Raw genomic sequence first — 25,277 nt, 5'->3', positions numbered from 1 at the left:
CGGTGCGGCGACGCCCGGTGCGGTGGCGTCCGCTGCGGCACCCCCGCGGACCGACCCGAGGAGCCCACCATGGCAAAGAAGCGCAACCCCCGTGTCGACCGGGCCGTACGCGAGGCGGTCGCCGACCTGCTCGAGTCCGAGATCGCCGACCCACGCCTGCGGTTGATCACCATCACGGAGGCGGAGGTCACCCAGGACCACGAGGTGGCGACCATCTACTACTCGACGCTCGACCCGTCGCTGGTGTCGGGCGACCCGCGGCGCACCGGTGGGGACCGGCTGTTCGAACCCCACGAGGTCGAGGCGGGATTCGAGGCCGCCGCGCCCCGGCTGCGTGGGCTGGTGGGGCGTCGTGCGCGTCTGCGGACCTCACCCGAGCTGCGCTTCCGTCCCGACCCGGTGGTCGAGCAGGCCAACCGCGTCGAACAGCTGTTGCGCGAGCTCGGGCAGCAGAACGAGGCTGGCGACGAGGACCCCGCACCGTGACGAGCCGGGAAGGCCCAACGTGGCTCGAGGACCTCGACCCGGAGGTCCTCGACGCGGCGGTGCAGCGGCTCGCCGCGTGCGCGCACGCGGGGGGACGGATCGTGCTGGCCGCGCACGTCGGGCCCGACGGTGACGCGCTCGGTGCGGCCCTGGCGTTGCACGTCGCGTTGTCGGGTCTCGGGGCCAGGACCGTGCCGACCGTCGGCGAGGAGCCGCTGAAGGTGCCCGCGCCGCTGGCGGACCTGCCCGGTGTGCGCGACCTCGTGCCGCCCTCGGCACTGCCCGACCCGGCGGACGTGGACCTGCTGGTCACGCTCGACGCGGCGAGTCCGGCACGACTCGGCAGCATCAGCCGTCTGCTGGACGCGCGGGTGCCCACGATCGTCGTCGACCACCACGCGGCGAGCACCGAGTTCGGCGACCTGCGGCTGGTGGCCCCGCGGGCCGCCGCGACGGTCCTGGTCGTCGACGAACTGCTGCACCGCCTCGGGGTGCCGCTCACGATCGAGCTCGCGACCTGCCTGTACGTCGGGCTCGTCACCGACACGGGCCGCTTCGGTCACGCGTCGACGGACCGGGCCGCGATGGAGTTCGGTGGGCGGCTGATCGACGTGGGGGTCGCGCACGCGGAGCTGACCCGGCGGCTGTACGGCACCTCGTCGCTCGGGGAGCTCCGGCTGTTGGGACGCGCCCTCGACCGGCTCGCGTTCGTGGCGGACGTCTCGCTCGTGCACACCCACCTGACCCGCGAGGAGCTGGAGCGCACCGGGACCGGCCTGGAGGCCACCGAGGCCCTGATCGACGTGGTCCGCACCGCCGACGTGGCCGAGGTCGCGCTGGTGTGCAAGCCGGCGCCCGACGGCACCTGGCGGGCGTCGTTGCGCTCGCACGGCGGGGTCGACGTCGGCGCGGTCGCCGAGCGCTTCGGAGGCGGTGGCCACGCGTTCGCGTCCGGGTTCAGCGCCACGGGTCCGATCGACGACGTCGTCGCGGCGGTCGTCGCCGCACTGCGGGAGCACTGAATGGGTCGCCGACGCCGCAGCCCGGACGATCTCGACGGCGTGCTCGTCGTCGACAAGCCGGCGGGACCGACGTCGCACGACGTCGTCCAGACCGTACGACGTGCCGCCGGTCAGCACCGGGTCGGCCACACCGGGACCCTCGACCCGCCCGCGACCGGCGTGCTCGTGCTCTGTCTCGGCCGCGCGGCCAAGCTGGTCCGGTTCCTGCAGGCCGGGCAGAAGACCTACGCCGCCCGGATGGTGCTCGGCGTCACGACCTCCACCCAGGACGCCGAGGGTGAGGTGCTCGCCCGGGCTTCCGCGCGCGGGGTCGACGAACGGCGGCTGTGCGAGGCACTGACGCGCTTCCAGGGGGAGCTCGACCAGGTGCCGCCGATGGTGTCGGCGGTCAAGGTCGGCGGCGAGCGCCTGCACGAGCTGGCCCGCCGCGGCGAGGAGGTCGAGCGTGAGGCGCGGCGCGTCACGGTCCACGACCTGATGCTCGACGCCTTCGACACCAGCGACCCGGACCACCCCAGCGTGTCGTTGCTGGTGACCTGCTCGTCGGGCACCTACGTCCGCACGCTCGCCCACGACATCGGCGAGACCCTGGGGGTCGGTGCCAGCCTGCTCGCGCTGCGACGGCTGGCCAACGGCCCGTTCGGTGTCGAGGACGCGCACGACCTCGACACCGTGCGCGCCGCGGGCACCGACGGCAGCTTCCGGCAGCTGGTGCTGCGTCCCGAGGACGCGGTGGCGCGGGCGCTGCCCGGTGTCGAGGTCGACGACGCCGAACTGGCGCTGGCCCTGACCCAGGGCAAGCCGGTGCTGCCCGCGCAGGGCCGCGAGGGCGTCTACGCCGTGCGTCACGGCGATCGACTGCTCGGGCTGTACGCCGATCGCGGTCCGACCGCGCGCTCCGAACTGGTCTGGACGCGTCCGCACGAGCTGCACGCAGCAGGAGGAGCCGCCGGGTGAGCGAGGTACACCGCGCCGACGTCCACGAACTGGGTGAGCTGACCGCCGTCGACTCGGTGGTCACGATCGGCAACTTCGACGGCGTCCACCGCGGCCATCAGGTGCTGCTGCGACGGACGGTCGACGCGGCACGGGACCGCGACGCCCGGGCGGTCGCGATCACCTTCGACCCGCATCCCGCGGCGGTGCTGCGTCCGGGCAGTGAGCCGCCGCGACTGCAGTCGGTCGACGAGCGCGTCGCGGCCCTGTGCGCGCTCGACCTCGACCTGGTGGTGGTGCTCGCCTTCACCCGGGAGCTGTCGCACCTCTCCCCGCAGGCGTTCGTCGAGGACGTGCTGGTCCGGCCGCTGGGCACCCGTCGGCTGATCGTCGGGACGAACTTCCGCTTCGGGCACAAGGCCGCCGGTGACGTGGTGACGCTCGTCGAAGCCGGCGACGTCCACGGGTTCGAGGTCGAGGCCGTCACCCTGCGGGAACTGGAGCACCGTCCGATCTCGTCCACGCAGGTCCGACGCTCCCTCGCCGACGGGGACCTCGGCTGGGCGAACCTGGCACTGGGGCGGCCCTACGCGGTGCGCGGGGAGGTCGTCCCGGGGGACGGTCGTGGTCGCACCATCGGGGTGCCGACGGCGAACGTGGCGGTCGACGACGGCCGGCTCGTGCCCGCCAACGGCGTGTACGCCGGGACGGCCTCGGTCGAGGGCTCGTCGTGGCCGGCCGTCACCAACGTCGGTCGACGGCCGACGTTCGCGGGCGCGACCCGGACCGTCGAGGTCCACCTGCTCGACGCCGACCCCGATCTGTACGGTCGTGAGCTGACGTTCGCGTTCGAGCACCGCCTGCGCGACGAGCAGCGCTTCGACGGCGTCGAGGCCCTGGTCGCCCAGATCCACACGGACATCGCCACGGCGCGGGAGCTGCTCGGCTGAGGACGGCGCACCTCGTCCGGACAGACTGCACGAGGATCACATCCGTGGGTGGGGTCGCCCGACCGTGACGCGGTCACCTCCTCGGCCCCGACCGAGGCCCTCACGGCCGTTCGACGTCGGTGGTTCGGCGGTCATCCGTCCCCGCAGCACCCATGTTGGTCGCCCGGCCATGACACAGGCCATCACCGACACGCGTCCAGGAGCTGCCATGAGCCGCGACCCGAACACCGCCAACACCACCAACACGGCCGGCACCGCCGGCAAACACCCCGCCCAGTACCTGGCCCTCGCGATCGGGGTGCTCTACGTCCTGATCGGGATCGCCGGGTTCTTCGTGACCGGCTTCGACGGCTTCGCCGACCCGGACGGGGAGCTGCTGCTCGGGGTCTTCGAGGTCAACCCGCTGCACAACATCGTCCACCTGCTGATCGGTGCCGCCGGCCTGGCGCTGTGGAACCGGCTCGACCGGGCCCGCATCTACGGCTGGTTGCTCGCGATCGGCTACGGCGCCACGTTCGTCTACGGACTGTTCGTCGCCAACACCGACGACCAGGCCAACTTCCTGGCCCTGAACCAGCCCGACAACTGGCTGCATCTGGGCAGCGCCCTGGCCGGTCTCGCCATCGCCCTGTGGCCGGCGCGCGACCGCGACCACAGCGCCGCCGGGCGTCGCTGACCGACCGCACCGAGGCGCCGCACCCGGCCGCCGCCGACGACACGTCGGCGGCGGTCGCCGCTTGTAGGCTGCCGCGCCCGGGAACGCCATCGGATCCACGAAGCGACGCAGGAGTTCGACCGTGCCGCCCACCATCGGGGTCGTCGGGGGCGGGCAGCTCGCCCGCATGCTGCTGCCGTCCGCCGCCCGACTCGGCCTCCCCCTGGTCTTCCTCGCCCGGCCGGGTGACGCGGTCGGTGCCGTGTGGCCCGCGGTGCTCTCCGGCGAGCCGGACGCCGACGGACTGCGCCGGCTCGCCGCACGGGTCGACGTGGTCACGGTCGAGCACGAGCTGGTCGACCTCGACACGATGCAGACGCTCCAGGACGCGGGCACGCCCGTGCGCCCGTCCGCCGCGACCCTGGCGATCGCGACCGACAAGGTCCGCCAGCGCGAGGTGCTCGCCGCGGCCGGCGTGCCGGTCGCGCCCTGGACGCTGGCCGGCGACCTCGACGCGATCGGCGCCTTCGGCGACGTCCACGGATGGCCGCTGGTGCTCAAGCGGCCCCGCGGTGGCTACGACGGCCGCGGCGTGTGGGTGGTCGACGACCTCGACGCGGCCCGTACCGTCCTCGACGAGGTCGACGGTGACCCGCTGCTGGTCGAACCGAAGGTGACGTTGACCGGTGAGCTCGCCGTGCTGGTCGCCCGACGTCCCGGGGGCGAGACGGTCGTCTACGACCCGGTCGAGACCGTGCAGGTCGACGCGATGTGTCGCGAGGTGCTCCAGCCACCCCGGGTCCCCGCTGCCGTCGCCGCCCGGGCCCGCGAGCTCGCCGCCCTGGTGGCCGACGCGATCGGCTCGGTCGGCATGCTGTCGGTCGAGCTGTTCGTCAGCGGGGAGCAGGTGTTGCTCAACGAGCTCGCCGCCCGCCCGCACAACGCCGGCCACCTGACGATCGAGGGGACCGTCACCTCGCAGTTCGAGAACCACCTGCGCGCCGTCGCCGACCTGCCGCTGGGGTCGCCCGCGTCGCGGGGGCCGGCCGTGATGGTCAACGTCGTCGGCGGTCCCGTCGACCCGCAGCAGCGGCTGGCCGAGACGCTGGCCGCCGAACCGGCCGTCGCCGTGCACCTGTACGGCAAGGATCACCGGCCCGGGCGCAAGCTCGGGCACGTCACCGCGACCGGCGACGACCTCGAGACCGTCCGCGGGCGGGCGCTGCGAGCTGCCGACCGCCTGACCGCACCAGCCGAGGAGGCATCGTCGTGAGCGTCGCCGTCGTCATGGGCTCCGCGTCCGACCACCCCGTGATGGGTGAGGCCGCCGAGACCGTCCGCCGCTTCGGGGTGTCCTGCCTCGAGCAGGTGGTCTCGGCCCATCGGATGCCCGACGAGATGCTGCGGTTCGGGCACGAGGCCGCCGACCGCGGCATCGACGTGATCATCGCCGGAGCCGGGGGAGCCGCCCATCTGCCGGGCATGCTGGCCAGTGTCACCCACCTTCCGGTCATCGGGGTGCCGGTGAAGCTCAAGGCACTCGACGGACTCGACTCGCTGCTCTCGATCGTGCAGATGCCCCGCGGCGTGCCGGTCGCCACCGTCGCGATCGACGGTGCCGCCAACGCGGGCCTGCTCGCGCTGCGCATCCTCGCCACGCGCGACGCCGAGCTCGCCGCGCGGTTGCGCGCGCACCGCGAGGAGCTCGGTGAGGAGGCCCGCCGACGCGGCCGGGACCTGTTCGGCGAGGCCTGACGCTCCCGCGCCGCCGCGCGGCGGCCTACCGTCGTCGGCCGACGACGGCAGGAGTGGCTGGTGACGCCGGTGCCTTTGATCGACGCGATCTTCCTGGTGGGGGAGCGGCGGGGGCGTCCGCTGCACGTCGGCGGCCTGCAGCTGTTCGAGCCGCCCGCCGACGCCGGGCCCGACTTCACCAGGCAGCAGTACCGCGACGCACTGGCCCACGCGCCGGCGCCGCTGTTCCGACGCCGGCCGGTCCGTTCGCTCGGCGGGGTGGGTCCGTGGACCTGGGCCGACGACGACGACCTCGACCTCGAGTACCACGTGCGCCACTCGGCGCTGCCGCATCCCGGTGGCATCCGCGAACTGCTGACGCTGGTGTCCCGGCTGCACGGCACGATGCTGGACCGCAACCGGCCGCTGTGGGAGAGCCACGTCATCGAGGGCCTCGACGACGGACGCCTGGCGATCTACTCCAAGGTGCACCACGCCCTGATCGACGGCACCGGTGCGATGCGCTGGCTACTGCGTTCGCTGAGCACCGACCCCGACGCGCGCGGGATGGCACCGCCGTGGTCGTTGCCGGCCCGGCCGCCCAGCGAGTCGTCGACCGACGACGACGAGCCCTCGGGTGGTCTGCTGAGCTCGGTCACCGGCAGCGTCGCCGACGAGGTGAGCTCGCTCGGGCGCTCGTTCGGGCAGGCCTCCTCGACCGCGGTACGCGCGGTGCGACAGTCGCTGGAGGACCGCGCCACCGCGCTGCCCTACCAGGCGCCACGGTCCATGCTCAACCAGCCGATCACGGGGGCGCGCCGGTTCGCGGCCCAGTCGTGGCCGCTGGAACGGATCCGTGCGGTCGGCCGTGACACCGGCGCGAAGGTCAACGACGTGGTCCTGGCGATGACCGCCGGGGCGTTGCGCCGTTATCTGCTCGACCACGACGCGCTGCCCGAACGTCCGCTGATCGCGGCGGTGCCGGTGTCGCTGCGCGGCGGCGACGCGCCCGGACGCGGCAACGCCGTCGGGGTCGTGCTGTGCAACCTCGGCACCCACCTCGCCGACCCGATGGCACGGCTCGAGCTCGTGCACTGCTCGATGCGCGACGCGAAGAACGAGCTCGCCGACCTCGAACCGGCCGCGGTGCTGCTGCTGAGCGCGCTCAGCTTCGGCCCGGTGGCCTTCGGTCCGCTGTTCCGGTTCCGGCCCCTGCGCCGGCCGGCGTTCAACCTCGTCGTGTCCAACGTCCCGGGGCCGTCCGAGCCGCGCTACTACAACGGCGCCCGGCTCGACGGCATGTACCCGGCGTCGGTGCCCTACGACGGCCAGGCGCTCAACGTCACGGTCACCAGCCACGACGGGCAGCTCTCGTTCGGGCTGACCGGGTGCCGACGGCGGGTGCCCTCGCTGCAGCGGCTGCTCGACCATCTCGAGGCGTCGCTGACCGAGCTCGAGGAGGCGGCGTGAGCGGCGTGCCCGGCGGTCACGTTCCGACCGGGTCCTGGAGCGGAGCCAGCCGGTCGCCCCGCCCGAGCGCCGTCGCGGACGGAGGTGCCAGCAGGTAGCCCTGCACGAACCGGCAACCGGCAGCTGACAGGGCGTCGAGCTGTGCCGCGGTCTCCACGCCCTCGGCGACCAGTTCGATGTCCAAGGCGCGTGCCAGGGCGACGACGCCCTCGATCAGCGCGTCGGCGTCGGCGGTCTCGTGCAGTGCCGTCACGAAGCTGCGGTCGAGCTTGATCTGGTCGATGGGCAGACGCTGGAGCCACGACAGGGTCGAGAACCCGGTGCCGAAGTCGTCCAGGGCGATGCGGAGCCCGAGCCGGCGCAGCTCGGTCAGCTGCTCGACCACGCCGGGCAGGTCGACCAGCGACCGCGACTCGATGACCTCCAACGTCAGCTGGCCGGGTTCGAGGTCGGCTGCGGCCAGGGCCGCCCGGACCGTGCCGGGCAGGCGCCGGTCGACCAGCGTCTGTGCCGAGAGGTTGACCGCCACGTGGGACGGCTCGTCGGTGTCGGTCCAGGCACCGGCCGCGGCGGTCGCGGCACGCAGTGCCCACAGGTCGAGGTCCGCGACGCTGCCGCTGTGCTCGGCGGCCGGCAGGAACGCGGCCGGCGAGAGCAGGCCCAGTTGCGGGTGTGGCCAGCGGACCAGCGCCTCCTGGGCGGCGACACCACCGACGACGGTCCGTCCGTCGTGGTGATCGAGCCGCACGACCGGCTGGAAGTGCAGGGTCAGCTCGTCCTGGGTGATGGCGCGGCGCAGCTCGGCGACGGTCGAGCGGTCGACGGTGGCCCGGCGGGGGGCCTCGTCGGCGTCGGCCACCTGGTTGCGGCCCCGCTGCTTGGCGACGTACATCGCGGCGTCGGCGCGCCGCAGCAGCCGGTCGCCGTCGTCGTCGGCATGGCAGACGGCCACGCCGACGCTGGTGGTCACGCGCACCTCGCGGCCGTCGAGTCGGAACGGGGTCGCGAACTGTGCGGTCAGGCGATCGGCGATCTCGCGGGCCACGAGGTCGACGTCGGGTGCGCACACGACGATCGCGAACTCGTCACCGCTGAGGCGCGCGACCGAGTCGCCACCGCGCAGCAGGGAGCGCAGACGCGCCGCGACCTGCCGCAGCAGTTCGTCGCCGATGGCGTGTCCGAGCCGGTCGTTGACCTGCTTGAAGTCGTCGAGGTCGCAGAACAGCACCGCCACGGCGTTGGGTGCCGACGCGGTCTCGAGACACACCTCGAGGTCCTGCATAAACAGCGCCCGGTTGGGCAACCCGGTGAGTCCGTCGTGGTGGGCCTGGTGGCGGACCTGGGCCAACAGCCGGGCGTTGTAGAGCGCTGCGGCCGACTGCTTCGCCAGGCCGTCGAGACCGCTGGACGCGGCCTCGTCGGGCCAGGAGTCGGGTGCCTGCGGACCGTGGGCGGCGGTGAGCACGCCGAGCAGCTGGTCGCCGGCGATGAGCGGTACCGCCAGGACGTGGTCGGCGCCGGCCGCCTGCAGCAACTGGCGCATCGACGGGCTGGCCCCGGCGCGGCGCAGCAGGGCCGGTTCCAGACGGGTCAGCATCCGGGCCAGTTCGGGCGTGTCGTCGGGACGCAGCGCGGCCGCGAGCAGTGCGTCGTGCTCGTCGGCGGCCAGCCCCACGGTCGCCGAGGCCCGCAGCGAACCGACGGCCGGGTCCCACCGCAGCAGCGTGGACCGTCGGGCACCGGTGATGGCGGGCACGGCCTGGACCGTGACGGTGGCCACCTCGTCCTCGCTGCGGGTCAGCGACAACCGGTGCGCCAGGACGAGCAGGTCGTGCGCGCGGGCCTCCCCGCGCCGCGACGCCTCCGAGGCCAGCACGAGGTCCAGCGCGGCGGCGGCGTGGGCCGCATAGGAGGCCAACAGCGTGCGCTCCTCCTCGAAGCCGCGGTGGCTCGGGGCGTAGACCGCGGCGAGGCGCCCGTAGTGTCGCCGGGCGCTGGCCACGTCGACGACCACGATGTTGGGACCGAGGTACTCCCCGGCCAGCAGCCGCCGGCCCAGGTCGCCGGCCTCGGCCGGCTCGAGTCCGGCGCTGTGGACCAGCCGTTTGACGCCGTCGGCGTGCTGCACGGCCAGCAGGTAGGCCGGGGCGACGACCGCCGAGGCGGCCCGCTCGGTGATCCTCGCCAGTGCGGCGTGCAGGTCGTCGCTGTCCACCAGGTCGGACGCGGCCGACTGCAGCGCGTGCAGTTGCCCGCGCAGCGCCCGCAGCTCCGTGCTCGTCGGCGCCGGGATGGACGTCCCGCGGCGCCGCTGCCACCACCGCGGGCGGGTCCGCCAGGTCACCCGGTAGTGGCACGCGTCCGCGCCGTCGGACTCGCAGGCGAGGTGTTCGACGTGCGCCGCCGGCAGACCGAAGAAGGCCGGCACGGTGGAGATCAGCCCGCGTGCGTAGTCGCAGTCGAGCCGGGAGTGCACGTAGCCGTCGTGGAGGACGTAGACGATCTCGGCATGCTGCTTTCCGACCTCGAGCATCGTCATCGTCGAGGTGGTGGAGAACTTGGTCACCGCGCTCGGCAACTGGCGGAAGACCTGCTGCGGCGAGCCCAACGTCCGGATCAGCAGCACGATGGCGGGCGCGAGGCTGGTGTTGGCCAGCGCCGTCGCCCCGATCGCGAAACAGGCGTCGGGGTCGTCGAGCACCTCGACCGCGGCCGCGAACAGGCGGATCCGCGTGTCGTAGGCGAACCACCGCCGCTCGTCGGACAGTTCGGTCGACGTGAACGGGACCCCGGCCAGCGCGAGCAGGCGTTCGACGCCCTGCTCGCCGGCCCGCTGCCGCACGTGGCCGACGATCAGCGCCGTGGTCGCGGCGGCGGTCTCGCGTGTCTCGGCCGGCGCGTCCCCGACCGGGTCACCGCCCGCGCGTCGCCTGACTGCCATAGCGACGTCCCCGTCCGTTGTCGTCGATGTCCGCGCGGCAACCCGTGCTGCGGTCCACCCGACACCCGTCGGCCGGCAGGCGGACGGCAGCAGCACCCGGTCGACGCACCTCGCACCACGTGCGCCCACCGCTTGCCGGACGGCGGACGGCGGCTACACTGGGGACGCGCGGTCCATCGGGGCCGCGTTCACCGTGCCCGTTCGGGTGTCGGGGTTCCCTGATCGATGCTGCGCGCTTCGTGGCCGCACGCCTCGCAGATCCCCCGCGACGAGTGCTCGTCACCCGGCGAGGCAGGGCCCGACCACGACAGGAGAACCCCTTGGCTGCCGTCCTTCCCGACGACAAGCAGGAGATCATCGCCCGTTTCGCGCAGAGCGAGGGCGACACCGGCTCCCCCGAGGTCCAGGTGGCGCTGCTGACCAAGCGCATCAGCCACCTGACCGAGCACCTCAAGACGCACAAGCACGACCACCACTCGCGGCGTGGGCTGCTGATGCTGGTCGGTCAGCGTCGACGGCTGCTGAACTACCTGCGTGACAAGGACATCGAGCGCTACCGCGCGCTCATCGCGGAGCTCGAGCTCCGCCGCTGAACCGACCGAGCCGGGGTCCGCGACCCCGGCTCGTTCGTTTCGTCTGACAACCGACATCCCGCGACCCGACCCGTACCGACCGGGACGGTCGGTCGTCAGTGGAGACGTCTCGGTGGCCGCCGTCGCGGCGCCCGAGCCGCCCCCACTGATGCACCGGCAGCCCTCCCGGCGGGCGGACGTCGTCGCGGACCCATCACGACGAGGAGGCCCACGTGGGCACGCTCGGAACGTACGAACACAACGTCGAGATCGACGGCAAGACCATCACCTTCGAAGCCGGCACCCTGGCCCAGCAGGCCGGTGGCGCGGTCGTCACCACCCTCGGTGACACGAAGGTCCTGACGACCACCACGGCGTCGAAGCAGCCCAAGGACTTCCTGCCGTTCTTCCCCCTCACCATCGAGGTCGAGGAGCGGATGTACGCCAACGGGCGCATCCCGGGCTCGTTCTTCAAGCGCGAGGGCCGTCCGTCGGAGAACGCCATCCTGGTGTGCCGGCTGACCGACCGCCCGCTGCGCCCGACGTTCGCCGAGGGACTGCGCAACGAGGTCCAGGTCGTCAACACCGTCGTGCAGACGGTGCAGTTCGACCCCTACGACGTCGTCGCGATGAACGGCTCGTCGCTGTCGACGATGCTCTCGGGCCTGCCGTTCGCCGGCCCGATCGCCGCCGTGCGCTACGCGATGCTGCGCGACGGCTCCTGGATCGCCTTCCCCTCCTTCGAGGAGCTCGAGGAGGAGGCGGTCTTCAACATGGTGATCTCCGGCCGCGTCGAGGACGACGGCGAGGTCGCCATCCTCATGATCGAGGCCGAGGCCACCCCGGACGCGTGGGTGAAGGTCGAGATGGGCGCCCCGGCGCCGACCGAGCAGGTCGTCGGTCAGGCCATCGAGGACGTCAAGCCGATCATCAAGCAGCTGTGCGAGGCGCAGCAGGCGTTCGTCGACGAGGTCGGCGCCCGTGACGCGGGCGAGTTCCCGCTGTTCGTCGACTACACCGACGAGGTCTTCGACGCCGTCTGGGGCTTCGCCGCCGACCGGGTCACCTCGATCTACCGCGACGCCGAGCTGACCAAGGCCGAGCGCAACGACCAGCTCGACGTCGTGCGCCAGGAGTCGATCGCGCACGTGGTCGCCGACGGCCCGGAGGACCTCGACGAGGACGCCCGTGGCAAGCAGGCGTCCGAGGCGTTCCGCTCGACCGAGAAGAAGGTCGTGCGCCAGCTGATCGTCGACGACGGCTTCCGCATCGACGGGCGCGGCCCGAGCGACCTGCGGCAGCTGAGCGCCGAGGTCGGCGTGCTGCCCAAGACCCACGGATCGGCGCTGTTCCAGCGCGGCGAGACCCAGGTCCTGTCGGTCCTGGCGCTGGGCACCCAGCGCGACGGACAGCGGCTCGACACCCTCGACCCCCAGGACGAGAAGCTGTTCCTGCACCACTACAACATGCCGCCCTACTCGACCGGTGAGGCCGGCCGGGTCGGCAGCCCCAAGCGTCGCGAGATCGGCCACGGTGCGCTGGCCGAGCGTGCCCTGATCCCGGTCCTGCCCGAGCAGGACACCTGGCCGTACGCGATGCGGGTCGTCTCCGACGTCCTCAGCTCCAACGGCTCGACCTCGATGGGGTCGGTGTGCGCCGCGTCGATGGCGCTGATGGACGGCGGTGTGCCGGTGCACGCGCAGGTCGCCGGTATCGCGATGGGGCTGGTGTACGAGAACGGCAAGTACACCACCCTGACCGACATCCAGGGCGTCGAGGACTTCTTCGGCGACATGGACTTCAAGGTCGCGGGTCCCGAGAACTTCATCACCGCGCTGCAGTTGGACACCAAGCTCGCCGGCATCCCGGCCAACGTCCTGCAGGACGCGCTGCTGCAGGCCCGCGACGCCCGCCTGCAGATCCTCGAGGTGATGAACGACGCCATCGGCGAGCCGCGCGACGAGGTCGCCGAGACCGCCCCGCGGGTCGAGATCGTCAGCATCCCGCAGGACAAGATCGGTGCGGTCATCGGCCCGCGCGGGGCGATCATCAAGGAGCTGGTGGAGGTCACCGGCGCCCAGATCGACGTCGACGAGGAGGACGGCCGCGGCGTCGTCAAGATCTACGCCAGCTCCCGTGAGCAGGCGCAGGACGCCCTCGACCGGGTCAACGCGATCGCCAACCCGCAGCTGCCCGAGGTCGGCGAGCGCTACAGCGCCACGGTCGTCAAGACGGTCGACTTCGGCGCCTTCGTGAACCTCACCCCGGGGACCGACGGGCTGCTGCACATCTCCGAGCTGTCGAAGATGGCCGGCAAGCGGCTCAACCACGCCGAGGACGCGGTCGAGGTCGGCCAGCAGGTACTCGTCGAGGTCAAGGACGTTCTCGACGGCGGTCGCAAGTTCAAGCTCGAGTACGTCGGTGAGCGTGCCGGCGGGAACGACGACGGCGACGCCGACGGTGGCGACGACGAGCCCCGTGGCGGCCGTGACCGTGGCGGTGACCGCGAGCGCGGTGACCGTGGCGGTGACCGCGAGCGCGGTGGCCGTGGTGGTGACCGTGAGCGTGGCGGTGACCGCGAGCGTGGCGGCGATCGTGAGCGTGGTGGCCGGGAGCGCGGCGAGCGTGGCGGTGATCGCGAGCGCGGTGGCCGTGGTGGTGACCGTGAGCGTGGCGGTGACCGGGACCGCGGTGGTGACCGGGACCGCGGTGGTGACCGTGAGCGTGGCGGTGACCGTGAGCGTGGCGGTGACCGTGAGCGTGGCGGTGACCGTGAGCGTGGCGGCCGCGAGGGCGGCGGCGACGGCGGGGGCGAGCGCACCCGCACGCGGACCCGCAGCCGCAGCCGCGAGCGCGACTGACCAGCCGAACCAGCGGCGGCCCCTCGGGACATTCCGGGGGGCCGCCTGCATGAAGGACCTGCCGTGCACCAGCTGACCCAGCTCGACTCCGGCATCACCGTCGTCACCGAGCACATGCCGGCCGTCCGCTCCGCGACGCTCGGCCTGTGGATCGGCGTCGGCTCCCGCGACGAGACCGGCGAGCAGGCCGGGTGCTCCCACTTCCTCGAACACCTGCTGTTCAAGGGCACGTCCCGGCGCAGCGCCCGCGACATCGCCGAGGCCCTCGACGCCGTCGGCGGGGAGATGAACGCGTTCACCTCCAAGGAGCTGACCTGCTTCTACGCGCGCGTGCTCGACCAGGACCTGCCGCTGGCGTTCGACGTGCTCGCCGACATGGTCGTCGACGCCACCAACGCCGAGGCCGACGTCGAGGCCGAACGCCAGGTCGTGCTCAGCGAGATCGACATCCACGTCGACACCCCCGACGACCTGGTGCACTCCGACTTCTCCGAGGTCGTCCTTGGGACGCACCCGCTGGCCCTGGAGACCCTCGGCAGCGCCGACTCGATCACCCGCATGACCCGCGACACCGTCGACGGCTACTACCGCCAGACCTACCGGCCGCACAACCTCACCGTCGCCGCCGCCGGCAACGTCGACCACGACGCGGTGGTCCGGCTCACCGACGAACTGCTCGGTGACCTGCATCGTCCCGGCGGTGCCCGGCCCGCGCGCGTGGCCCCGCGCGAGTTCGGTCGTGGCCAGGTGCGCGTCCGTCACCGCCCGACCGAGCAGGCCCACGTGGTCCTGGGTGTCCCCGGCCTGGCCCACCGCGACGAGGACCGCTGGGCGCTGCGGGTGCTCAACACGCTGCTCGGTGGCGGCATGTCGTCGCGGCTGTTCCAGGAGATCCGCGAGGTCCGCGGCCTGGCCTACTCCACCTACAGCTACACCTCGTCGTACACCGACGGCGGGTTGTTCGGCGCCTACGTCGGCACCGCCCCGGCAAAGGTCGACGAGGCGCTGCAGGTCCTGCGCGAACAGCTCGACGTCGTCGCCGACGAGGTGACCGCCGCCGAGGTCGAACGGGCCAAGGGTGCGCTGACCGGCGGGACGGTCCTCTCCCTCGAGGACTCCGGCTCGAGGATGTCGCGTCTGGGCAAGCAGATCGCCACCGGGGCCGACATCGTCACCGTCGACGACGCCCTGCTGCGCATCGGTGCGGTCACCGCCGACGACGTCCGCCGGGTCGCCGCCCGGGTGCTGCAGCAACCGCGCGACCTCGCCGTGGTCGGCCCGTTCGACGTCGGGGAGACCGACCGCTTCGCCGCCGCCGTCGCCTGACACCTAGGCTGCGCCGCCGAGCGACGAGGAGCAGGACGTGACCATCCGGGTGGGTGTCGTGGGGGCAGCGGGCCGCATGGGCGCCGAGGTCTGCCGTGCCGTGGCCGCAGCGGACGACCTCGAACTGGTCGCCGCGGTCGACCCCCACCACGCGGGCGTCGCCGTACGCGAGGCCACCGGCGTGGACACCGACCTCACCCTCGCCGGGGACCTCGACGCGCTGGTCGACGCCGGAGCCGAGGTGGTCGTCGAGTTCACCGGGCCGTCCGCGGTCGGCGCGAACCTGCGCTGGCTGCTCGAACACGACCTGCACGCCGTCGTCGGCGCCACCGGCATCGACGAGGCCGATCTCACGGTCGCGCGCGAACTCGCCGAGGCCCGCCCCGCCAACGCGCTGATCGCCCCGAACTTCGCCATCGGCGCCGTCCTGCTGATGCAGTTCGCCGCCGAGGCCGCCAGGTACCTCCCGCACGTCGAGATCATCGAGCTGCACCACGACCGCAAGGTCGACGCCCCCTCCGGCACCGCGCTGCGCACCGCCGAGCTCATCGCCGACGCCCGCGCCGAGATCCCCGACGCGCCGCTCGGTGACGACCGTCACCCCGGCGCCCGCGGCGCCGCCCACGCCGACGTGCGCGTCCACTCGGTGCGGCTGCCCGGCCTGGTCGCGCACGAGGAGGTCATCTTCGGCGGCACCGGACAGACCCTGACCCTGCGGCACGACTCCATCGACCGCACCTCGTTCATGCCCGGCGTCCTGCTCGGCTGCCGCAAGGTCGCCTCCCTCGACGGCCTCGTCGTCGGCCTCGAACACGTGCTCTGAATTCGTTGCCGCTGCTTCCTCTCGCTACGCGAGCGGGGGAGCGGACGGCGGGGTGCCGGACTGGTCAGCAGCGGCGGGGCCCGTTCCCCGGACTGGTCAGCAGCGGCGGTGTCCTCAGCGGCGGGGCGGGACGTCGACGCGGTCGAGGTCGGCGGCGACGTGGATGTCCAGACCCGGCGCCGCGGCCCGGGCCTGCGCGAGGTGCTCGGTCAGGTCCGGGTAGCGTTGCGAGAAGTGGGTCAGCACCACCCGGCGCGCTCCGCACTCCGCCCCGATGCGGGCCGCCTGGGTGGCGGTGAGGTGCCCCACCTCCTCGGCGAGTGCCCGCTGGTCGTCGAGGAACGTGGCCTCGATCACCAGTAGGTCCACGCCCGCCGCGAGCTCGCGGGCCCCGTCGCAGTCGCGCGTGTCCATCACGAACGCCATCGACTGTCCGGGACGCGGCACCGCCACCTCCTCGCGCCGGACCATGCGTCCGTCCACCTCGACCCGACCCTCGCGCAGCAGTTCGCGCCGCAGCGGGCCGGGCACGCGCGCGGCGGCCAGGAGCTCCGGGTCCGCCCGCCAGCCGTCGGGCTCGTCGATGCGCCACCCCACGGCCGGCTCACCGTGCTCGAGCGGTGCGGCCCGCAGCGTCACCGGCCCGAGGTCCAGCGGCGCGGTGGACGCGAGCTCGACGCCGCGCAGCACCACCGGTGCGGTGGCCTCGTACGGGGTCGCGTCACGCAGCCGGGCGATCGTGTCCGCGGCGGGGCGAGGATGGTGCACGGTCACCGGTGCGCTCAGCCCGTCGAGCGCCCGCCGCTGCAGCACGCCGGGCAACCCCAGGCAGTGGTCGCCGTGGGCGTGGGTGATGCAGACGTGGTCGATGCGGGACACCGGCAGGCCGGCATGCGTGAGCTGCCGCTGGGTGCCCTCACCCGGATCGAACAGGATCCCGAGCTCGTCCCACAGCAACACATGGCCGTTGTGGTTGCGGGTTCGGGTCGGGACCTGGCTCGCGGTCCCCAGCACCACCAGTTGGCGGGTCGACATCCTGGCTCCCTCGGCCGCGGCCACCGCGTCGCGGCGGCCGGTCGGGCCGCGACCGTAGTCAGTGCCGGTACGTGAGACCGACCGGACGCGGGGTGCGCTGTGGGCGTCGACGGGCGCACGTCGTCGTCCGTGACCCGCTACGGTCCGTGGCCCGGCCGATGGTCGGCTGGCCACAGCGCACGTGGGGAGGTGCGCAGCCCGTAGACGGGGGCACGCGACTCGTGGGGGACGACCCGCACGATCTCTGCGTCCCGGCTCGTGGCGCGAGGAGGTCGAGCGATGACGTCCGAGACCAACGACCGCTACCTCGACGCGATGCGCCGGTTCTCCGGCGACCTGCGCATGATGCGCCAGGTGTTCGCCTCGATGCAGCAACGCGACGTGATGCCGGGCGAGGGCCACTACCGCCTGTTGCTCAAGGCCCACCTCGACGCCCGCGACCTCGCGGGTGCCGGGGAGATCCTGACCGCGATGCAGGCCGCCGGGATCGCCGTCGAGGGCGCCACCCGCTGGGACGTCGCCATCGCCACGGGACGCGCCGGCCGCACCGACGAGGCGCTCGCGACGCTCGACGAGCTGCACCGCGAGAACGTCGAACCCGACGCCGACCATGCGCCCGCGGTGCTGCAGATCTACCTTGCCGCCGGTCGGTACCCGGCCGCCCGGGCCGTCGTCCGGCAGATGTCACAGCGTGGGCAGCTCGCCGCGGACGCCGACTACGAACGTCTGCTGCGCGACTGCCTCGACCGGCGGGCCATCAAGGACACCCGCACCGTCGTCGATCTCATGCTGCAGGTCGGACGGGCACCCTCGCCGCGGCTGTCGACCGAGCTGGTGGCGATGATGGCCCGGGCCGGGCACACCGACCGGGCCCTGGAGCTGCTCGAGCGCCTGTCCGAGGCCGGCGTCGACCTCCCCGGTGACGTACACACCGAACTGCTGCTCGCCCACGCCAAGGCCGGCGACGCCGAGGCCGCCGACCGCGCGCTCGTGGCCATGGAGGAGGCCGGCAGCCGACCGTCGAGCTTCCACCGCAACGCCGTGCTGCGTGCCCGCATCGCCGCGGGCGACGTCGACGGTGCCTGGTCGGTCGCGTTGGCGCTGGCCGCGGACGGGCGCATCCCCTCGGGAGAGAACCTCGAGGGTCTGATCGACGTGTCGCTGGCCGCGAACCGGGTCGCCGCCGCCAGCGGCGTGCTCGACTGGATGCTGATCCTCGGGGTGCCGGTGCCGCCGCAGAAGGCCGCCGACATCATCGGCCGTCACCTGCAGGCCGGCGAGCTCGACACCGGACTGATGCTGTTCGAGGTCGTGACCGCCAACGGCGTGCCGGCCGACCGCCGCACCGCCCGCGACCTGGTCGAGCGCCTCGTGCGGGCCAAGCGCCTCGACGAGGCCCGTGAGCTGCTCGAACGCCTGCGTGCGTCGGGCACCCTCACCCACGGACGCCACTACGGCTCGCTGCTCAACGGGTTGGTCGCCGCCAAGCGCGCCGACGAGGCCATCGCCCTGCTCCAGCACATGCTGTCGAAGAAGATCGTCCCGACCAGCGCGGATGCGTCCAAGCTGCTCGGCACGCTGATCCGGGGCGGGGACCTTGCCACCGCCGACGACCTGCTCGCATCCCTCGGGGACGCCGGGGTGGCCGTCGACGAGCCGACCTACCGCGAGCTGATGTGGGCGCACGCCCGCAAGGGACAGGCCGAGCCGGCCCGCGCCGTCTACGCCCGTATGGTCGCCGCGGAGATCACGCCCGACGAGCGCCACCAGAAGGCGCTCGAGTGGGCCTCGGGCGAGACCAAGCGCCGCCTGCCCGAAGACGGCGAGTCGGACGAGTCCGCCCCGGACTCGTCCGCCGACCAGGCGGCTGATGCCGGTGCCGCGGACCAGGCTGCGGACGCGGACGCCGGTGCGTCGGACCAGGCTGCGGACGCGGATGCGTCGGAGCCGGCCACGGACGCCGGTGCGACGGAGCCGATTGCGGACGCGGACGCCGGCGCGTCGGAGCCGGTGACCGGGGGAGAGGTCCTGGTGGTCGCCGATCCGGCCGACCGCTTCGAGAAGCCCGAGGCGCCGCACGCGATCGCGGCGGCCGAGGCGACCGAGGCGCCGGCCCCACCGGCCCCGTCCGAGCACGACTCGTCGTCCTCCGGCCACGCGGCGTCGGTGGCGTCCGAGCCCGGCGGCACCGAGCCGGCGACGCCCGATCCCGCGCCGGGAGCGGACACGCCCGTGTCGGAGCAGGCGCCGGCGGTCGAGGCGGCGGCGGAGGCCGCTGACGACGGGTCTGCCGAGGGACCGGCGGCCGACGACGCGTCCAACGACTCCTCGACGGCCGGAGACGCGTCCGCCTCCGCCGGTGCTGCGCCCACGCCCGCCGAGGACGACGAGCTCCGTTCCAGCGGCGACTGAGGCGCCGGCCCGCGCGGCGGACCTGCCCGATCCCGTCGATGCGAGCGGGCCGGTGTGTGCTGCCCGGGGTTGTGGAACGTTGTCCGCCTGATCCACAGCCGGTCGGCTCCGGCACTCGATCAGCCGGACCTGGCCATCGAGAATCGAGGCCATGTTCGGGTCGGTCTCTGCTCAGTCGAAGCCGCGGTCAGCGGTCGGCCCCCGCGCGGGGTCGGCGCTCTCGGAACGCCGTGCGGCACGCGTCCCGCCGTCGCGCAGAAGCCCGGCTCCGGCGCTCGCGGCCGAGAGGGCCGGCGACTACGACGCGGTGACGACGTCGGACACGGCGGCCCGATCGACGCCACCGCGCTGCCTCGTCCAGCGGTGACGTGCGCCGAGCGCGTTCGCTGTCTCGGGCGGTGACCCGATCGTGGAGGGCCTTCCGGCGCCGCGGGAACCAGTCCCTCCTACGGTCGAAGGGAACGCGAAGGGGGAGCCTTCATGCGACGCGCCGTGCTGCTCGCGGCCGCTGGAACGCTCGTGCTCGCCGGCTGCGACACCGACGACACGACCGACACGCCGACACCGACGGCGGGCGAAGAACCCGACGTCGGCGGGGAGCCGCCGGCGTCGCCGGACCAGGGGACACCGGACGAGGGCGTGGTAGTGGAGGAGGAAGGTTCGCCCGGCGACACCGACCCACCTCCTGGCACCGACGACGAGACGATGGCGCTCGGGCCACCGAGCGCGGAGATCGGCGCGCCGGTGGCGTTCGAACCGGCCGTGGTCGAGGCGGAGGACGTGGTCGTCGCGTTGACGTCGATCACCATGCACCGAGAGGGCGCCGACCTGGAGGTGCAGGTCCGGTGGGACCCCGACGCCGGCGGGCGCGACCTCCAACAGGGCCCGGGCGGGCCGATGGACGTCACGGGCGAGGAGCCGCCGACCTCCGAGGACGACATACCCGACACGGTGCTGCGCGTGGCGCTCCAGCATCCCGACGGTCGCGTCGCCGCCACCGTCGACGACCTGCTGGCCACTGCGGCGGGCGAACAGCCCGAGGAGCCGACCCTGACGGGACACCAGGGCATGGGCGACGACGAGTCCTGGGAACAGCACCTGTGGACGTCGCCGGCGCCCGACGAGGGCGAGGAAGCGCTCGTGTTCACCGTCCGGTGGCCGGCCTACGACCTCGACGAACAGGTCGAGGTCGACGTCGACCTCGACGACCTGCAGCAGGCGGCCGACCGTGTGCTGGTGCCGTTCGGCGACGGTTGACCGGCGGGAACTCGACGTCGTGCCCCGGCTCGGGGCCGGGGCACGACGCGTCGAACGGGCGTCGGCAACATGCTCCGGGGGCGGTCAGCCGCACGGTTCCGGGGCGCCGCGGTCGAAGTCGACCTCCAGCAGGTGGACGGCGTCGGCACCGGGGGCGTCCACCAGTTCGGTGACCGCGTCGCTGGGGCCCGTGACGACGAGACCGTCGACCTGCGGGTCCTCGCTCGCGAACGCGTCGGCGGTCGCCTGCAGGTCCGCGAACACGCCGACGTCGGCGATGCCGTCGATCGTCGGTGCTTCCGCGAGGTTGGTGGTGGCGTGTCGGACCTCGGCCAGCGCGTGGGTGACCCCGTTGCCCGCCACCTCCGGGACGCGGAACCCGTCGCCACCGAACGACCCGATCCGGTTCGAACGCTCCAACAGGAAGCCCGGGAGGGTTCCGCAGGCGCGGTAGCCCAGCGTCGGGTCGAAGAGCGCGTCCGGCGGCGAGCCGGCAGGCGGAACCCCCACCCACAGCAGGGCCGTGCGCTCTTCGGGGGTCGCCAGGTGCTGCGCCTCCTCGGCGGCGATGCCCTCGGGCCAGCGCAGGAGCACGGTCACGGCCGTGCCCTCGCCCAGTCGTTGCGGATCGAACTCGGGCAACGACGATCGCTGGTCCCTCGCCAGCGGCGTGCCGTCGCGCTCGCGCAGTGTCGTCGACAGCGGCCGCACCGTTGTCGACCGTGACGCCGATCGGACCCAGGCGTGTCGCCAGCCACCCCAACGGTTGCACGCGCGCGCCGACGGCCCGCTGCACCGACCACAGCAGCCCGAGCGCGTCGACGGCCGTGCGCAGCAGCGTGCGCCGGATCGCCCGCCGCAGGTGCCGCTCGTCGAAGGCGCCGTCGGACACCTGCCCGGCCGTCGGCAGCACCACCGCCTCGTCGGACGGGGACAGGTCGTCGTCGAGGTGGGCGTGCAGGGCCGCGTCGTCGGGATGCGGTCCGGCGCCGCGAGCGCCGTCGGGTTCGCGCTCAGACATGGCCGCCCTCCGCCTGGTGTCGGTCACGGGTCAGACCGATCAGGTGGGCCAGGACGAGGTCGGCGTGGGAGCGGTGGAGCTCGTCCACGTGTCCTCGGCCTCGTCGAACGGTCGCCAGAGGAGACGCAGCGACGGCGCCGGAAGTGACGCGACGGAGAAGAACCTGCGACGTCGATCCGGGGCGAGGGTGCGCCGTGCCGCCCACAGCGTCGTGCCCCGGCCGTGGGCCGGGGCACGATCCGTCGAGCGGGCCGGTGCCAGGGTCAGCAGTCGGCGACGTCGGCGGCGGTCGCCAGGGCGTAGATCCCGGTGCCGTCCTCGTCGAGGAAGATGCTCAACGAGTGCTGGGCGTCGGTCTCGATCGTGGTCGCCACGGCGCACGTGAACGCGTCGGCGGTGACATCGGCACCCTCGACCTGGAAGTCGTTGTCCCCGAGGTAGCCGAAGCGCAGGAACTCGGTGTCGGGCACCAGCGTCTGCACGTCGAGCACACCCGCGTCCGCATCGATCGCGATCGCCTCGGACGGGTACTCGCCCGGCGTGGCGACGGTCGGTTCGACCGGCTCGCCCCAGTCCACGCCCAGCAGCGTGGCACGCCGGTCGGCCTGCGGTTCGAGCTCGCCGTCGTCGTCCTCGGTGGCGCAGACGGCCGCGTCGGGCGCGAACTGCTCACCGGCGGCCACGGTGCAGGCCGCGACCGCGTCGGTCGCGCCGGGTTCGACGTCCCCGCCGGCATAGCTGTACTCGAGCTCGCCACCGGGACCACTGACGACCGTGCCGCTGCGGACCACGCTCCAGCCGTCGGCCGTGGGCCGGTGCACCTCGAAGCGCACGTCGGCGAGGAAGTAGCCGGTGTCGAACTGGTCGACGACCTGGCCCGAGAGCCGGTGACGCAGGTTGGACGGCTGCTCGTCCGCGGTGGCGGACACCTGCACGTCGAAGGGCACCGGGTGGAAGCCCCGTTCGGCGAGGTAGTCGAGGCTGCGGGCCAGGAAGGACCCCATCGCGGCGCGGGTCACGACGCCCGACGGGTCGTAGGTGCCGTCGGTCCGACCCTCGACCACGCCGATCGCGGCCAGCTTGTCGATGTTGACCTCGTGGTGACCCTGCTGGTCGGGGAACGCGCCGTCGCTGGCCGGCAACTCCTCGTCGATCACGGCCTCGATGGCCCGCACGAGGTAGGACGCCATCGCGGCACGCGTCACCGGTTCGCCCGGGCCGTAGGTGCCGTCGGTGCGGCCCTGTACGACCCCGACCGCGCGAGGGCGTCGACGTTGTCGGCATGGGTGCCGGCGACGTCGTCGAAGGCCGGTTCGGGATCGGTCGGCAGGGCGTAGGGGCCGGTCTGCATGGCGCGGGCCACGAACGACGCCATCGCCGCCCGGTTGACCGGGTTGCCGGGTGCGTAGGCACGCTGCCCGTCGTCGACGACATAGCCCTGCGCGATCTCCCAGCGGGCCAGACACTCGATGGCCGGCTCGTGCACGGCGCCGCCCGTGTCGGTGAAGGTGCCAGGCTGCTGCGCGGTGCCGGTACAGGCGGCGTCGATGCCGCGGTCGAACGTGTGTCCGTCCGCGCTGGCGAGGCCGGTGCCCAGCACGGTCGTCAACGCCAGGGCCGCTCCCGACGCGGCGGCCAGGCCGCGTCGGCCGCGGCCGGGTCCGCGCCCTGCCGTCGTCGGTCGGTCGGATGAGGTTTCCCGAAGACGCACGCAACTCCCTTCGCTCGCGTGCGCCACCACCGTGGGCGGAGGAACGGGACCGCGCGACCGGGGTGGTGCCGACGATCGTCCGGGTACTGCGGGCGGCCCTTCCGGTGGCCGCGACCCTCCGGTTGACCGCGACCACCTCGGCGTCGCTCGACCACCGAGTCGGCGCGTGACGGCTAGGACGCTTCGCTGGTGACCAGCTGGGTGCGGGCGAGATCGGCGTAGAGGCCACCGCGGCGGACCAGCTCGGCATGCGTGCCGCGTTCGACGATGGTGCCCTCGTCGAGCACCACGATCTCGTCGGCGTCCACCACCGTGGACAGGCGGTGCGCGATGACCAGGGCGGTGCGGCCCACCAGCGTCTCGCGCAGGGCGGCCTGCACCAGCCGTTCCGACTCGGTGTCGAGGTGGGCGGTCGCCTCGTCGAGCACCACGATCGCCGGGTCCTTGAGCAGCACCCGTGCCAGCGACACGCGCTGCTTCTCCCCGCCGGAGAGCCGGTAGCCGCGCTCGCCGACGACGGTGTCGTAGCCGTCGGGCAGCCGGGCGATGACGTGGTGGATGCGGGCGGCCCGGCACGCTGCCTCGATCTGTTCCTGGGTGGCGTCGGCGCGGGCGTAGCGCAGGTTGTCCGCGATGGATTCGTGGAACAGGTGCGCGTCCTGGCTGACGACCCCGACCGCGTGCGCCAGCGACTCCAGCGTCAGGTCGCGGACATCGATGCCGTCGACGGTGACCCGGCCCTCGGTGACGTCGTAGAGCCGCGGGACCAGCGACGAGAGCGTGGACTTGCCGGCTCCCGACGGGCCGACCAGCGCGGTGACCGTGCCGGGCCGCAGGTCGAGCTCGATGTTGCGCAGGATCCAGTCGGAGGCCGCGTCGCCGTGGGCGGAACGCGGCCCCTCGAGCGACTCCAGCGACGACCCGCCGGCGGCCGGGTAGCGGAAGGCGACGCCTTCGAAGCGCACGTGACCACGGGGGTCGGTCAGCTCGCGCGCGTCGTCCTTCTCGTCGATGTCGCGCGGCAGGTCCATCACCTCGAAGACGCGCTCGAACGACACCAGCGCGGTCATCAGGTCGACCGGCGCGTTGGACAGCTGCGCGAGCGGGCCGTAGAGCTGGGTGACGTACATCCCGAGCGCGACGACCACGCCGATCTGCAGGCCCGAGTCGGGCGAGATGACCAGCAGGCCGCCGACCAGATAGACCAGCGCGGTCGCGGCCGCGCCCACCAGGCCCAGGGCGGCGAAGAGCCCGCGGCCGTACAGCGCGGTGCGAACGCCGATGTCGGCGACGCGTTCGGCCCGCTCGCCGAAGCGTTCCGTCTCCCGCTCCTGTCGCCCGAACAGCTTGACCAGCAACGCGCCGGCGACGTGGAACCGCTCGGTCATGGTGGTGTTCATCTCGGCGTTGAGCTCCATCGAACGCCGCGCCAGGCCCTGCAGCCGCCGTCCGACGATGCGGGCCGGGAGGATGAACAACGGCAGCAGGGCCAGCGAGAGCAACGTCACCTGCCACGACAGCGAGAACATCGCCGCGAGCGTCACCGTGACGCCGATGAGGTTGGCGACCACCGTGCCCATCGTGCCGGTCAGCGCCCGTTGCGCCCCGATCACGTCGTTGTTGAGCCGGGTGATCAGCGCACCGGTCTGCGTCCGGGTGAAGAACGCCAGCGGCATCGACTGCACGTGCCGGTAGAGCATGCGCCGCAGGTCGTAGATGAAGCCTTCCCCGACGCTCGAGGACAGCCACCGCTCGACCAGCGACAGCACCGCCTCGAACACGGCCACGGCCAGCAGCCCGGCGAACAGCCACACGAGCAGGCCGGTGTCCGCGGCGGGGATGGCGCGGTCGATCGCGAGCCGGATCAGCTGCGCGGGCAGGACCGCGGTGATCGAGGTGGCGACGAGCACCGCGAGGTAGCCGGCGAGACGGGCCCGGTAGGGCCGTGCCAGCTCCCAGGCGCGCCGGACCACGGCCAGGTCGACGCCACGGCCCTTGAGCGCGTCGGCGTCACCGATGGGGCGCAGTCGCATGCGCCCGTAGTTGGCAGGTCCCACGGATTCGT

19 protein-coding genes and 1 pseudogene are annotated in these 25,277 nt (G+C 73.2%); 14 read left to right on the top strand and 6 right to left on the bottom strand.

The features are described from left to right. Positions 1-69: 69 nt before the first annotated feature. The 8 genes from ELR47_RS14290 to ELR47_RS14255 all read left to right on the top strand — a co-directional run bounded on the left by ELR47_RS14290 (position 70) and on the right by ELR47_RS14255 (position 7,253). On the top strand, positions 70-486 hold the full coding sequence (locus ELR47_RS14290) for a ribosome-binding factor A (protein WP_130650496.1): 417 nt from the start codon (positions 70-72) through the stop codon (positions 484-486). After that, entirely contained in the window at positions 483-1,508 is a 1,026-nt protein-coding gene (locus tag ELR47_RS14285) for a DHH family phosphoesterase (protein WP_130650495.1), read from the top strand. Before ELR47_RS14290 ends, ELR47_RS14285 begins: the two co-directional genes overlap by 4 nt. Continuing rightward, a complete protein-coding gene (truB, locus tag ELR47_RS14280) occupies positions 1,509-2,465 on the top strand; it encodes a tRNA pseudouridine(55) synthase TruB (RefSeq protein ID WP_130650494.1) in 957 nt (318 codons plus the stop codon). Beyond that, positions 2,462-3,394, top strand: a complete 933-nt coding sequence (locus ELR47_RS14275) for a bifunctional riboflavin kinase/FAD synthetase (protein WP_205745271.1) — start codon at positions 2,462-2,464, stop codon at positions 3,392-3,394. Before truB ends, ELR47_RS14275 begins: the two co-directional genes overlap by 4 nt. 208 nt (positions 3,395-3,602) lie before the next feature. Further along, entirely contained in the window at positions 3,603-4,070 is a 468-nt protein-coding gene (locus ELR47_RS14270; protein WP_130650493.1) for a DUF4383 domain-containing protein, read from the top strand. Positions 4,071-4,191: 121 nt separating this feature from the next. Continuing rightward, positions 4,192-5,322 (top strand): 5-(carboxyamino)imidazole ribonucleotide synthase, encoded by a 1,131-nt coding sequence (locus ELR47_RS14265; RefSeq protein WP_205745270.1) that lies wholly within the window; start codon positions 4,192-4,194, stop codon positions 5,320-5,322. 14 nt (positions 5,323-5,336) lie between these two features. Continuing rightward, positions 5,337-5,804 (top strand): 5-(carboxyamino)imidazole ribonucleotide mutase, encoded by a 468-nt coding sequence (gene purE, locus ELR47_RS14260; protein ID WP_130651408.1) that lies wholly within the window; start codon positions 5,337-5,339, stop codon positions 5,802-5,804. 69 nt (positions 5,805-5,873) lie between these two features. Beyond that, the gene (locus ELR47_RS14255) at positions 5,874-7,253 is read left to right on the top strand and encodes a WS/DGAT/MGAT family O-acyltransferase (RefSeq protein ID WP_130651407.1); all 1,380 of its coding nucleotides are present in this window, start codon (positions 5,874-5,876) and stop codon (positions 7,251-7,253) included. A gap of 16 nt (positions 7,254-7,269) precedes the next feature. Here ELR47_RS14255 and ELR47_RS14250 read toward each other — a convergent pair whose 3' ends face one another. Then, the gene (locus ELR47_RS14250) at positions 7,270-10,194 is read right to left on the bottom strand and encodes an EAL domain-containing protein (protein ID WP_165404102.1); all 2,925 of its coding nucleotides are present in this window, start codon (positions 10,192-10,194) and stop codon (positions 7,270-7,272) included. A 320-nt stretch (positions 10,195-10,514) separates the two neighbouring features. On the opposite strand from ELR47_RS14250, the gene rpsO reads away from it, so the two are divergent. From rpsO to dapB, 4 genes are all read left to right on the top strand, one after another. Further along, entirely contained in the window at positions 10,515-10,787 is a 273-nt protein-coding gene (gene rpsO, locus ELR47_RS18970) for a 30S ribosomal protein S15 (RefSeq protein ID WP_229730570.1), read from the top strand. 212 nt (positions 10,788-10,999) lie between these two features. Beyond that, positions 11,000-13,627 carry a polyribonucleotide nucleotidyltransferase gene (locus ELR47_RS14240; RefSeq protein ID WP_130650491.1) on the top strand — a complete coding sequence of 876 codons (2,628 nt, stop codon included), beginning with the start codon at positions 11,000-11,002 and terminating at the stop codon, positions 13,625-13,627. A gap of 63 nt (positions 13,628-13,690) precedes the next feature. Next, positions 13,691-14,953 (top strand): M16 family metallopeptidase, encoded by a 1,263-nt coding sequence (locus ELR47_RS14235; protein WP_130650490.1) that lies wholly within the window; start codon positions 13,691-13,693, stop codon positions 14,951-14,953. A gap of 37 nt (positions 14,954-14,990) precedes the next feature. Further along, complete coding sequence (dapB, locus tag ELR47_RS14230; RefSeq protein WP_130650489.1) at positions 14,991-15,776, top strand: 4-hydroxy-tetrahydrodipicolinate reductase; 786 nt, start codon at positions 14,991-14,993, stop codon at positions 15,774-15,776. Between the two features lie 114 nt (positions 15,777-15,890). Here the strand turns inward: dapB and ELR47_RS14225 are convergent, their stop codons facing one another. Continuing rightward, a complete protein-coding gene (locus ELR47_RS14225; RefSeq protein WP_130650488.1) occupies positions 15,891-16,811 on the bottom strand; it encodes a ribonuclease Z in 921 nt (306 codons plus the stop codon). Positions 16,812-17,090: 279 nt separating this feature from the next. On the opposite strand from ELR47_RS14225, the gene ELR47_RS14220 reads away from it, so the two are divergent. Continuing rightward, positions 17,091-19,223: a pentatricopeptide repeat-containing protein gene (locus ELR47_RS14220; RefSeq protein ID WP_130650487.1), complete on the top strand. Its 2,133-nt coding sequence runs from the start codon at positions 17,091-17,093 to the stop codon at positions 19,221-19,223. Positions 19,224-19,703: 480 nt separating this feature from the next. Then, positions 19,704-20,480 (top strand): hypothetical protein, encoded by a 777-nt coding sequence (locus tag ELR47_RS14215; protein ID WP_130650486.1) that lies wholly within the window; start codon positions 19,704-19,706, stop codon positions 20,478-20,480. 84 nt (positions 20,481-20,564) lie between these two features. Here the strand turns inward: ELR47_RS14215 and ELR47_RS14210 are convergent, their stop codons facing one another. From ELR47_RS14210 to ELR47_RS14200, 4 genes and pseudogenes are all read right to left on the bottom strand, one after another. Next, complete coding sequence (locus ELR47_RS14210) at positions 20,565-21,191, bottom strand: hypothetical protein (RefSeq protein WP_130650485.1); 627 nt, start codon at positions 21,189-21,191, stop codon at positions 20,565-20,567. A 573-nt stretch (positions 21,192-21,764) separates the two neighbouring features. Next, positions 21,765-22,691 carry an S-layer homology domain-containing protein gene (locus tag ELR47_RS14205; protein ID WP_229730572.1) on the bottom strand — a complete coding sequence of 309 codons (927 nt, stop codon included), beginning with the start codon at positions 22,689-22,691 and terminating at the stop codon, positions 21,765-21,767. Positions 22,692-22,715: 24 nt separating this feature from the next. Continuing rightward, a pseudogene (locus tag ELR47_RS19415) lies at positions 22,716-23,462 on the bottom strand (hypothetical protein); the annotation flags it as partial. Then, positions 23,386-25,245 (bottom strand): ABC transporter ATP-binding protein, encoded by a 1,860-nt coding sequence (locus ELR47_RS14200; RefSeq protein ID WP_420811109.1) that lies wholly within the window; start codon positions 25,243-25,245, stop codon positions 23,386-23,388. The gene ELR47_RS14200 and the pseudogene ELR47_RS19415, both read right to left, overlap by 77 nt. Between the last annotated feature and the right edge of the window lie 32 nt (positions 25,246-25,277).

The organism is Egicoccus halophilus (genome assembly GCF_004300825.1).
In the GTDB taxonomy this organism is placed as follows: domain Bacteria; phylum Actinomycetota; class Nitriliruptoria; order Nitriliruptorales; family Nitriliruptoraceae; genus Egicoccus; species Egicoccus halophilus.
Note: the sequence above shows the minus strand (reverse complement) of the source record. Positions and strands in the feature narration are given on the sequence as shown.